General features: G+C 36.0%; 1 protein-coding gene. It reads right to left on the reverse strand.

What is annotated here, in order from left to right; all coding sequences use genetic code 11:
* Positions 1 to 211, reverse strand: a 211-nt coding sequence (locus tag B5P40_RS31400) for a DDE-type integrase/transposase/recombinase (RefSeq protein ID WP_142936380.1), incomplete at both ends; no start/stop codon positions are given.

Genomic DNA, 211 nt, shown 5'->3' on the forward strand with positions numbered 1-211 from the left:
AGGTTTGTCCTTTTTTCATCATATGTATGGCTTCAACACCTCTCAATATAGAAGTTGCCGTTTTAAATGACTTGAATCCCAACATAGAACGCACGCGTTTCTTAATAAAACGATGATCTTGTTCCACTATATTATTGAGATATCTAACTTGCCTTAGTTGTATGCCTTCAGGCATATGTTTCTCTTCTTTTAACTCTTGAATCGCTACAGG

Source organism: Bacillus sp. SRB_8, assembly GCF_003264205.1.
Classification (GTDB): domain Bacteria; phylum Bacillota; class Bacilli; order Bacillales; family Bacillaceae_G; genus Bacillus_A; species Bacillus_A mycoides.